Consider the following 11,237-nt stretch of genomic DNA (forward strand, 5'->3'; position numbering starts at 1 on the left):
AGGGGCGCCCGAAGGCGCCCCCCTGTCTCGCATCACGCGCGGCGATCACTCGGCCGCGACAGGTGCCTTGGCGAGGTCGCGCAGCACGTAGTGCAGCACGCCGCCATGCTCGATGTATTCGATCTCGATGGCGGTATCGATCCGGCACTTCAGCGTGATGTCCTTCGTCGTCCCGTCGCCATAGGTGATCGTCGCCGTCGTCTCCATCAGCGGCGTCACCGCGTCGAGCCCGTGGATATCGACCGTCTCGTCGCCCTTCAGACCCAGCGATTTCCGCGTGTCGCCCCCGGTGAACTCGAAGGGGATGACCCCCATGCCGACCAGGTTCGAGCGGTGGATGCGCTCGAAGCTTTCCGCGATCACGGCCTTGACGCCCAGAAGCGCCGTGCCCTTGGCCGCCCAGTCACGCGAAGAGCCCGCGCCATACTGCTCGCCGCCGAAGATCACCAGCGGCACGCCCGCCTCCTGGTAGGCCATCGCCGCCTCGAAGATCGAGGTCTGCGCGCCATCCGGCCCGAGGGTGTAGCCCCCCTCGACCCCGTCCAGCATCTCGTTCTTGATCCGGATGTTGGCGAATGTGCCGCGCATCATGATCTCGTGGTTGCCGCGGCGCGACCCGTAGGAGTTGAACTCGCGCACCGGAACCTGCCGCTCGGTCAGGTAACGGCCCGCGGGGGTCGTGTCTTTGAACGAGCCCGCCGGGCTGATGTGGTCGGTCGTGATCATGTCGCCGAGGATCGCCAGCACCTTGGCCCCCTCGATGTTCGAGATCGTCCCCGGCTCCGCGCCCATGCCCTGGAAATAGGGCGGGTTCTGGATGTAGGTCGAGGTCGCGGGCCAGTCGTAGGTTTCCTGCTGCGGAACCTCGACGCCCTGCCACTTCTCGTCGCCCTTGAAGACATCGGCATACTTGGTCTGGAACGCCTCGCGGGTGACGGTCTGCTCGACCAGCTCGGCCACCTCCTGAGAGGTCGGCCAGATGTCCTTGAGGTAGACATCCTTGCCGTCCGGCGTCTGCGCGATCGGGTCGGTGGCGACATTGATGTTCATGTCACCGGCCAGCGCATAGACCACCACCAGCGGCGGAGAGGCCAGGTAGTTGGCGCGCACGTCGGGCGAAATCCGGCCCTCGAAGTTGCGGTTGCCCGACAGGACCGAGGTGGCGATCAGGTCGTTCTCGTTGATCGCCTTGGAGATCTCGGGCTGCAGCGGGCCCGAGTTCCCGATGCAGGTGGTGCAGCCATAGCCCACCAGGTTGAAGCCCACGGCATCGAGGTCTTCCTGCAGGTTCGCGGCCTCGAGATAGGCCGAGACGACCTGCGAGCCGGGCGCGAGCGAGGTCTTGACCCAGGGCTTCCGCGTCAGCCCCAGCGCGCGCGCTTTCCGCGCCACAAGGCCCGCGCCGATCATCACGTAGGGGTTCGACGTGTTGGTGCAGGAGGTGATCGAGGCGATCACGACCGAGCCGTCACGCAGGGAATAGTCTTCGCCCTCGACAGCTGCCGTCTTGCGCGGATCGATCATCGCGTCGGGCGCAGGCCCCTCGGCGGCCATGTCGGTGGCCGGCTGCGTCTCGTCCTCGCCGCGGAAATCCGACACGGTCTTGAAGAACGCCTCCGACGCGCGGTCGAGCGCGACGTAATCCTGCGGCCGCTTCGGCCCCGAGATGGCAGGCACGATGGTGCCCATGTCGAGCGTCAGCGTGTCGGTGTAGACCGGCGCATAATCCGCACCGCGCCAGAAGCCGTTCTCCTTGGCATAGGCCTCGACCAGCGCGATGACCTCTTCGGGGCGGCCGGTGTTGCGCAGGTAGCGGATCGTCTCGCCGTCGATGGGGAAGAAGCCGCAGGTGGCCCCGTATTCCGGCGCCATGTTGGCGATGGTCGCGCGGTCGGCCAGCGGCAGACGGTCAAGACCCTCGCCGTAGAACTCCACGAACTTGCCCACCACGCCCTTCTTGCGCAGCATCTCCACGACCTTCAGCACGAGGTCCGTGCCGGTCGTCCCTTCCATCATCGAGCCGGTCAGCTCGAAGCCCACGACCTCGGGGATCAGCATCGAGATCGGCTGCCCCAGCATCGCGGCCTCGGCCTCGATCCCGCCGACGCCCCAGCCCAGAACGGCCGCGCCGTTGACCATCGTTGTGTGGCTGTCGGTGCCCACCAGCGTGTCGGGGTATGCGACCACCTCGCCCGACTGGTCCTTGTCGAACCACACGGTCTTGGACAGGTATTCAAGGTTCACCTGGTGGCAGATGCCCGTTCCGGGCGGCACCACGCGGAAATTGTCGAACGCGGTCTGCCCCCACTTGAGGAAGGTATACCGCTCCATGTTCCGCTCGTATTCGCGGTCCACGTTCATCTGGAAGGCGCGCGGGTTGCCGAACTCGTCGATCATCACCGAGTGGTCGATGACAAGGTCCACCGGGTTCAGCGGGTTGATCTTCTGCGGGTCGCCGCCCAGCGCCTTGATCCCGTCGCGCATCGCGGCAAGGTCCACCACCGCCGGAACGCCGGTGAAATCCTGCATCAGCACGCGCGCAGGCCGATAGGCGATCTCGCGCGGGTTCTTGCCGCCCTGCACGGCCCATTCGGAGAACGCCTTGATGTCATCGACGCTGACCGTCTTGCCATCCTCGAAGCGCAGCATGTTCTCCAGCACCACCTTGAGGGCGGCGGGCAGCTTCGAGAAATCGCCAAGCCCCGCGGCCTCGGCGGCGGCGATGGAGTAATAGGCGTAGCTCTGGTCACCGACCGTGAGCGTCTTGCGCGTCTTGGCGGTATCGTGGCCGACGGTAATGGGCATGGAAGCCTCCCTTCATCCGATCATGTGGGGGTCGTCATCTCGCTGTGCCGGATGCCACCGGCGCGCCTTTCGATCAAGGGCAAAGCCGAGGGGTGCGACACTAATGTATGCCGTTGCATACCGGAAATGCCGACGCAGGGCAAAGGGATTTCTCGGCCGCCGGTCACGCCCCGACCGCTGCCGCGCTTGATCGCGCTTCCCCTTGTCCCGCGGCAATCGGTTGACCCGTGGCGCGCCACACCGATACCGTCAGCCAACTATTGACACAAATCCAACTTCGCCGCGACCCCTCCCCCTTTCGCGGCGACCGATGGAAGGCACCCTTGCAGCGATCCATCCTGTTTCTCGGCCTGACCCTGCTCCTGCTTCTGGTGGGGCTGCGCAGCCTCGATCCGGGGCCGGTCCACAGCCTGCGCGCGGGCTATTTCGACTTTCTCCAGACGCTCGCGCCGCGGCCCTACCGCGACCTGCCGGTCCGGGTGGTCGATATCGACGAGCGCGCCCTGGCCGAGGTGGGCCAATGGCCCTGGCCGCGCGACACGCTGGCCGAGATGACCGACCGGGTCGCCGGGCTGGGCGCGGCGGTCATCGCCTATGACGTGCTCTTCGCCGAGCCGGACCGCTATTCCCCGGCCGAGCTGCTGCGCCGACCGCGCATCGCCGCGGCGCTGGGGGACGGGGTGGAGGCCGCGGCGCTGGAACGTCTCGACACCGACCTGGCCTTTGCCGCGGCACTGGCCCGCGCACCGGTGGTGCTGGGCCTGTCGCTGGCGCGCGAGGGCGCAGGCGCTGGCGCGGATCACCTGCGCGCGGGCCTCGTGCAGCTCGGCGCGGACCCGGCCGCGGGCCTGTTCCCGCTCACCCGCACCACGCCGATCCTGCCGCCGCTGGCCGAGGCCGCCACCGGCATCGGCGGCATCAACGTCTCGCCACTGTCGGATCCGGGCCGCGTGCGGCGGGTGCCGCTGCTGTGGTCGGCCGGGGACGGGGTGATCGCCTCGCTCGGGCTCGAGGCGCTGCGCGTCGCACTGGGGGAAACCACGCTGATCCTGCGCGGGCTGGAAGAGGTCGAGGCGGCCCCCTCGCGCCTGCAGATGGGCGGCTACGACATCCCGCTCACGCCCGCGGGCGAGATCTGGGTGCGCTACCGGCCGGACGATCCACGGCTCTACGTCTCGGCCGCCGATGTGCTGGGCGATGACCCCGACCGGCTCAGGCCCAAGATCGAGGGGCAGATCGTGCTGGTCGGCACTTCGGCGGCGGGCCTGTTCGATCTGCGCACCAGCGCCCTAGGCGAGGTCGTGCCGGGCGTGTCGATCCACGCCCAGATCATCGAGCAGATCCTGACCGACGACTACCTCGTGCGCAACGACCTGATCGCGGGGCTGGAGATCGTGGCGCTGGTGATCCTCGGGCTCGTGACCACGGTCATGCTGGCCCGGACCCGGCCGATCCTCGCGCTGGCGGGCGGCGGGCTGGCCGCGCTCGGCACGGTGGCCGCCAGCTGGTTCGCCTTCCGCGAGGCGGGGCTCCTGGTCGACGCGAGCTTCCCGGTGATCGGCGGCGCGGTGAATTTCGCGCTGCTCGTGGCCTGGCGCTTCGTCTTCACCGACCGCGACAAGCGCCGGCTGCGCGCGTCCTTTGCGCAGTATCTCGCCCCATCGGTGCTGTCGGAGATGGAGCGCAGCGACTACAACATCGCCCTCGGCGGCGAGCTGCGCGAGGTCACGGTCCTGTTCTCGGACATCCGCGACTTCACCGTCCTGAGCCGCGAGACGCCGGTGGAACGGCTCGTGCCGCTGCTCAACGGTCTGTTCACCGATCTGTCGGCCGAGATCCTGCGCGAAGAGGGCACGATCGACAAGTTCATCGGCGACAGCGTCATGGCCTTCTGGAACGCGCCCCTGCCGGTCGAGACCCACGCGATGCGCGCGGCGATGGCCGCGCTTGCCATGCGGCGCGCGCTTGCGGCGTTCAACGCGCGCTCCGGCGCTGCGCCGATCCGCATCGGCGTCGGGCTGCATACCGGACCGGCCTCGGTCGGGAATTTCGGATCGGAACAGAGGTTCAGCTATTCGGCGATCGGGGACACGGTCAACCTCGCGGCGCGGATCGAAGGCAGCGCGAAACACGTCGGCGCCGATCTGCTCGCCTCCGGGGCGGTGCGGGCCGCGGCACCCGGCCTCGCATGGCTCGAGGCGGGGGCGCTCGCCCTCAAGGGCGTGGGCGGGCGCACGCCGGTCCATGTGCTTGTCGGCGATGAAGGGGTGGCACGCTCCGACGGCTTCCGCCGCCTGCAGGAGGCCCATGGCGCCCTCCTGCAGGCGCTGTGCGACCCCGCCGCCGATCCGACTGCGCCGTTGCAAAGCTGCACCAGACTGGCCGCCCGGATCGACGCGCCGCTCGCGCAGGTCTACGCGCGCCTGCCCGCGCGCCGCGACGACCTCCTGCCCGACACGACGGAGGCATGACCGCCCTGCCATTTGCAAACTATGGGCAGACAACACTTTTGATTGTTGTTATCATCTAAAGTCAGGGACATCGGCACGTCGCCGTTCGACGGTCCCGGCCAGTTTCACCGACGCATTCCCCGTATCCTGCGGCGCCGGGAATGGCCGCATCAAAACCGCCCCGGTCTGGAAAGAGGCGCAGATGAGACAGATTTTCCTTTACGCGATTTCGACATGCCTGATCGGCCTGTTCTGGCCGGGCCCGGCCGCCGCCGCCCCCATTGCCACCGCCGTCGAGGTGGACGGCAGCGCGCAGGTCAGTTTCGGGGGCAACCGGAGCCGACTGTCGACCGGTGCCCGGATCGAGGAAGGCAGCGTGATCGAGACCGCCGACACCGGGCTCGTGCAGCTGACCTTCGACGATGGAACCAACATGGTGGTCGGTCCGCGCTCGCGGCTCGAGATCACCTCGGTCCTGATCGGCGGCGGCAACCGGGCCAGCCGCTTTGCCGTGAACGCCGTCGCGGGCGGCTTCCGCTTCCTGTCGGGCGGCAGCGACCCCGATGTCTATGACATCACGACCCCCACGGCGACGCTGGGCATCCGCGGCACCGCCTTCGACATCGCGGTCGCGGGCCGCGACACGGCGCTGGCGCTGTTTACCGGCGAAGTCGAGATGTGCGCGCGCAACCAGCGGTGTTTCATCGTGCGCGGTCCGTGCGCGGTGGCGCGGACCGCGGGCCAGAACCGGATCCGCGGCGTCACGGGCCGCGATGCGGCCGAGCTGATCGCGGGGGCCTTCCCCCTCATCGGCCGCCAGAGGCCGCTGCGCCCCGAGTTCCGGGTGGAGGACGGCAGCTGCAACCGCTACCGCGTTCTCGAGGACGAGGCCTCGGTGACCCCGCAGCGTGCGCCCGAGCGCAACGATCCCGACCCCGAGCCGCCCAGCAGCAGCGCGGGGCGCAGCGGCGCGTCGGCCAGCGCGGTCAGCCCGGAGACCGGCGGCTCCACCTCGGCCACCACCGGCACCGGCGGCGCGGGGGCCAGCGCCGTCATGCCGTAGATGCGCTGGAGCGGCCGCACACGCCCCCCCCTCGCGTGGTGCGCCGGTCGCTTTTGTCGCAGCGATACGGATTGCGCGCAGGGCCGCGGCACGGGAACGTGCCCGCGCAAATCCGGGGCGCGACCGCGGGTCGGCCCCGCCGCCACGCAGGACCGCCGACACAGACCAGCGGCGCGCGCGCCCGACCACCGAGTAGATGTCCAGATGAGTATGACCGCCCTTTTCCTGATCCTCGCAGCCCTGCAGGTGAAGCATTTGTTTGCGGATTACGTGCTCCAGAGCGCGTGGATGGTGCGCAACAAGGGCCGCTACGCGCATCCCGGCGGCCTTGCCCATTCGGGGCTGCACAGCGCCCTGACGGTGCTGGTCCTGGTCTTCGCGCCGCTCGGGCTGGGCGCGGTGCTGCTGATCGCGCTGGGAGAGTTCGTCATCCATTACCACATGGACTGGGCCAAGGACGCCATCCTCAAGCGGTCCACCGCGACCCCGAAAGACTGGGCATACTGGGTCATCACCGGGCTGGACCAGTTCGTTCACCAGGTCACGCTTCTGGGCATCGCGCTGGCGGCGGTCCTGCTGGCCTGACCGCTCGAAACCCGCGCGACCGGTCGGAGACCCGGCCCCTTCGTTCGCTTTTCATGAACGTTATCCCCAAAATATGAATTTTTGATCCGCGCACCCTCCTGTTACGGCGACGCCATACCGCTTGCCCCAGCAGGAGCCCCGCGTCATGGACTTGCCCCCCCTGCCCCTTCTCGCGCCCGCGATCATCGTGGTCGCCATGGCCTTCGCCTTTACCACGCCCGGCCGGAGGCCGGGTGCCGCGCCGCGCATCGCGGAGCTGGCTGCGCTGGGGGCGTTCGCCGTTGCGGTGCTGTCGGGGCTGGCGCTGCTCGTCGCGGGGCCTGCGACATTGGCGGTCGGGCCGGTCGCGCTGCGGCTCGACGGGGTGTCGGCGGTGATGCTGGCGCTGGTGTCCTTCGTGGGCTGGGTCGTGCTGCGCTACGCGGCCACCTACATGGACGGCGAAGACCGGCAGGGGGCCTTCACCGGCTGGCTCTGCGCGACGCTGGCCGCCGTGATGATGCTGGTGACGGCCGGCACGCTGGTGGTCTTCGTGCTGGCCTGGGTGGCGACGAGCGTCTTCCTGCAGCGGCTGCTCCTGTTCTACGGCAACCGCGTGGGCGCGCGCCGGGCGGCGCGGAAGAAATGGGTGACCTCGCGGCTGGGCGACCTTGCGCTCATCGCGGCGGCGGTGCTTCTGCAGATCGGCTATGGCACCGGCGAGATCGCCGCGATCCTCGCCGCGGCAAGCGAGGGCGTGGCCCCCGCGGGCGCGGCCTGGGCACCGGCCTTTCTCGCGCTGGCGGCGCTGCTGAAATCCGCGCAATTCCCCATGCACGGCTGGCTGACCGAGGTGATGGAGACGCCGACACCGGTCTCGGCGCTGCTGCACGCAGGCGTGATCAACGCGGGCGGGTTCCTGTTGATCCGCTTTGCCGACGTGATGCTGCTGGCGCCGGGCGTGCTGGCGGTTCTGGTCATGATCGGGGGCTTCACGGCACTGTTCGGAGGCCTCGTCATGCTGACGCAACCGGCGGTGAAGACCTCGCTCGCGTGGTCCACCGTGGCGCAGATGGGCTTCATGATCCTGCAATGCGGGCTGGCGCTCTTCCCGTTGGCGCTGCTGCATATCCTGGCCCATTCGCTCTACAAGGCGCATGCCTTCCTCGCCGCGGGGCAGGCTGTCGAGGGCGTGGCCGCGATCCGCAGGCCGGGGCCTGTGGCCATCCCGAACGGCGCGGCGGTGCTCAAGGCCTTTGTCGCGGCGCTGGCGATCTATGCCGCTGTCGGCCTCGGCTTCGGCTTCGACGGCAAGTCGCCGCAGGCCGTGGCGCTTGGCGCGATCCTCATCTTCGGCGTGGCCTACCTGCTGGCGCAGGGGCTGGCCGATGCCGCCCCCGCGGCGCTGACGCGGCGCACGGCGCTGATGTCGGTCGCGGCCTCGGCCGCCTATTTCGCGCTGCAGCGCGGGTCGGAGTGGCTGATGTCGGGCACGTTGCCCGCGACGCCCGCGCCGGGGCCGCTGGAATGGGCGCTGATCGTGCTGGCGGTGATCAGCTTCGGCGCGGTCGCCATCGCGCAGGCGATGTTCCCGCTCTGGGCCTATCACCCGGCGGCGGCGGGACTGCGGGTGCATCTGTCGAACGGGCTTTACGCCAACGCGGTGCTGGACCGGCTGCTGGGCGGCTGGGCGCTGCGGCACAAGATCTGAGTTGGGGGACAAGAGATGACCAAGACAGATATCCTGACGCCCGAAGCTCTGATGACCGCCGCCGACGCGGCGGGCCGCGCGATCCCGCCGGTCTGGCCGCTGGCCTCCTCGGTGGCGGTGAACCCCTATCTCGGCCAGACGGGCGAACGGCTGGCCACCACGGGCGCGCGGTTGGCGCGGGTCGCGGGCGTGCCGGTGACGATGCCGCGCGACTGGTATGCCGCTCGGCTGGCCGATGGGCGGATCACGGATGATGATTTGGCAGCCGCGCTCGAGGCCGCCCCCGCCGAGGGGCGCCCCCGCGACCTTGCCGCGCTGAAGGAGGCCGCACAAAGCCCCGCGCGCACGCCCAAGGCGTTGCCGACGGTGGCGGACCTTGCCGCCGATGCCTCGCGGCTCGACTGGCCGGGGCTGATCGCGGAACGGATCGGCGGCTGGGCCGGGTCCTATTTCGACGCCGGTCAGGCGCTTTGGGCCGCCCCCCGTCGGCGCGGGCCCTGGACCGAGTGGCGCGCGGTCGCCACCCATGACCTGACGCCGGAGATTCACGGGCTGAAGGGCTTCGCTGCCCATGTCTTCGACGCGCCCGAAACGGCGGAGGGCGCGATCGCGCGCGCCGCCGAGACGCTGGGGCTGACGGCGGCAGAGCTGGAGACCTATTTCCACCAGCTCCTGATGAGCATGGGCGGCTGGGCGCAATTCGCGCGCTACCGGCTGTGGCAGGTGGAACTGGGCGGCGGCAGCGACCCGGTCATGGCCGAGATGCTGGCGATCCGACTGACCTGGGAAGAGGCGCTCTACCGCCAATACGAGGACGAGATCGCCGACGATTGGGCGCGGGCCCGGGCGGCCCATGCTGCACCGGTTGCGGCCTCGAACGCGCTGATCGTCGACGAGATCCTGCAGGAAGCCGCCGAGCGCGCGGCGCAGCGCGATCTGGCAGCCCTGCTCGCCGCCGAGCCGCCAGCGCCGCGCGACGGTCGGCCCGCGGTTCAGGCGGCCTTCTGCATCGACGTGCGCTCGGAGGTGTTCCGCCGCGCCTTGGAATCCGTAGATCCCGGCATCGAGACGCTGGGCTTCGCGGGCTTCTTCGGGGTGGCCACGAAGCACCGCGGCTTCGGCTCGGACGTGGAGGAGCTGCGCCTGCCGGTGCTGCTGAACCCCTCTGTCGGCACCTGTTCGGGCGGCCCCGGCGACGCGCAAGACGATGCCGAGGCGCGCTTCGCGGCGCGGGCCAAGCGGGCCTGGGGGCGGTTCAAGCTGGCCGCGGTCTCCTCCTTCGCCTTCGTCGAGGCGATGGGGCCGGTCTACGCGGGCAAGCTGGTGCGCGACGCGCTGGGGATGGACGGGCGCGCGCTGCCCGACGGGCCTGCGCCACGGCTTGACCCGGCGCTGGACCTCGCGGCGCGGACCGGCGCGGCCGAGACGGTGCTGCGCGCGATGTCGCTGACCGAGGGCTTCGCGCGTGTGATCCTGTTGGCGGGGCATGGGGCGAACGTGGTGAACAACCCGCATGCCTCGGCGCTGCATTGCGGGGCCTGCGGCGGCTATTCGGGCGAGGTGAACGCGCGGCTGCTGGCGCTTTTGCTGAACGATCCCGAGGTTCGGGCGGGCCTGCCCGCGCGGGGCATCACGCTGCCCGAGGATACGCTCTTCGTGGCCGCTCTGCATGACACGACGACGGACGGCGTGAAGCTCTACGAGGCGGATGTGGACACCTCCGCCCATGCCGCGGACCTGTCGCAGCTCAAGCGCTGGCTGGCCGACGCGGGCCGCATCACGCGGGCCGAGCGGGCGCTGCGCCTGCCGCGCGCGGGGGGCGCGGACGAGATCGAACAGCGGTCGCGCGACTGGGCCGAGGTGCGCCCCGAATGGGCGCTGGCGGGCTGCAAGGCCTTCATCGCCGCCCCGCGCGGGCGGACGGCGGGCCGCAGCCTTCAGGGCCGGGCCTTCCTGCACAATTACGACTGGCGGGCGGATCAGGGCTTCGGCGTGCTGGAACTGATCCTGACCGCGCCTGTTGTCGTCGCCAGCTGGATCAGCCTGCAATACTACGGCTCGACCGTCGCGCCCTCGGTCTTCGGGGGCGGCAACAAGCTGATTCATAACGTCACCGGCGGGATCGGCGTGGTCGAGGGGAATGGCGGGCTTCTGCGCGCGGGCCTGCCGTGGCAGTCGGTGCATGACGGCGAGGGCTACGCCCATGAGCCGCTGCGCCTTTCGGTCTGTATCGAGGCCCCGCGCGAGGCGATGACCGACATCCTGCGCCGGCACGCGGGCGTGCGGGCGCTGTTCGACAATCGCTGGCTGCATCTCTTCGCGCTGGACGAGGCGGGGCGGATGGCCTGGCGCTACGCGGGCGACCTGACGTGGGAGGCCGCCGAAGGGGCCGAGCCCCCCGTGGCGCTGCGCAAGGCGGGATGAGCGCCGGGGCTTGAGCGGCACTGCGAAACCTGAGTAACTCGGCCCATGGCCATCCTGACCGTCACGCTCAACCCCGCGCTCGACCTCGAGACGACGACGCCGCAGCTGCTGCCCGGCGAAAAGCTGCGCTGCGCCGAGCCGAGCCGCGATCCGGGCGGCGGCGGTCTCAACGTCGCGCGCGCGGTGGTGCAGCTGGGCGGCACGGCCGTGGCGCTGGTGG

At 70.0% G+C, this 11,237-nt stretch carries 6 protein-coding genes and 1 pseudogene; 6 read left to right on the plus strand and 1 reads right to left on the minus strand.

From position 1 onward, the window contains the following. Window positions 1-45: 45 nt before the first annotated feature. Window positions 46-2,805, minus strand: coding sequence for an aconitate hydratase AcnA (gene acnA / locus QQK83_RS12600; RefSeq protein ID WP_284264734.1), 2,760 nt, complete (start codon window positions 2,803-2,805; stop codon window positions 46-48). A 323-nt stretch (window positions 2,806-3,128) separates the two neighbouring features. Here acnA and QQK83_RS12605 point away from each other — a divergent pair, with 323 nt between their 5' ends. The 6 genes and pseudogenes from QQK83_RS12605 to QQK83_RS12630 all read left to right on the plus strand — a co-directional run. Further along, on the plus strand, window positions 3,129-5,276 hold the full coding sequence (locus QQK83_RS12605; RefSeq protein ID WP_284264736.1) for a CHASE2 domain-containing protein: 2,148 nt from the start codon (window positions 3,129-3,131) through the stop codon (window positions 5,274-5,276). Window positions 5,277-5,457: 181 nt separating this feature from the next. Next, window positions 5,458-6,318, plus strand: a complete 861-nt coding sequence (locus tag QQK83_RS12610) for a FecR family protein (protein WP_284264738.1) — start codon at window positions 5,458-5,460, stop codon at window positions 6,316-6,318. Window positions 6,319-6,522: 204 nt separating this feature from the next. After that, complete coding sequence (locus tag QQK83_RS12615; RefSeq protein ID WP_284264740.1) at window positions 6,523-6,903, plus strand: DUF3307 domain-containing protein; 381 nt, start codon at window positions 6,523-6,525, stop codon at window positions 6,901-6,903. A gap of 145 nt (window positions 6,904-7,048) precedes the next feature. Beyond that, window positions 7,049-8,593 carry a proton-conducting transporter transmembrane domain-containing protein gene (locus tag QQK83_RS12620; RefSeq protein WP_284264741.1) on the plus strand — a complete coding sequence of 515 codons (1,545 nt, stop codon included), beginning with the start codon at window positions 7,049-7,051 and terminating at the stop codon, window positions 8,591-8,593. Between the two features lie 15 nt (window positions 8,594-8,608). Further along, window positions 8,609-11,017 (plus strand): YbcC family protein, encoded by a 2,409-nt coding sequence (locus QQK83_RS12625; protein ID WP_284264743.1) that lies wholly within the window; start codon window positions 8,609-8,611, stop codon window positions 11,015-11,017. Between the two features lie 45 nt (window positions 11,018-11,062). Then, window positions 11,063-11,237: pseudogene (locus tag QQK83_RS12630) on the plus strand (1-phosphofructokinase family hexose kinase); the annotation flags it as partial.

Origin of the sequence: Roseicyclus amphidinii (assembly GCF_030163755.1) — a bacterium.
GTDB classification, from domain to species: Bacteria; Pseudomonadota; Alphaproteobacteria; order Rhodobacterales; family Rhodobacteraceae; genus Roseicyclus; species Roseicyclus amphidinii.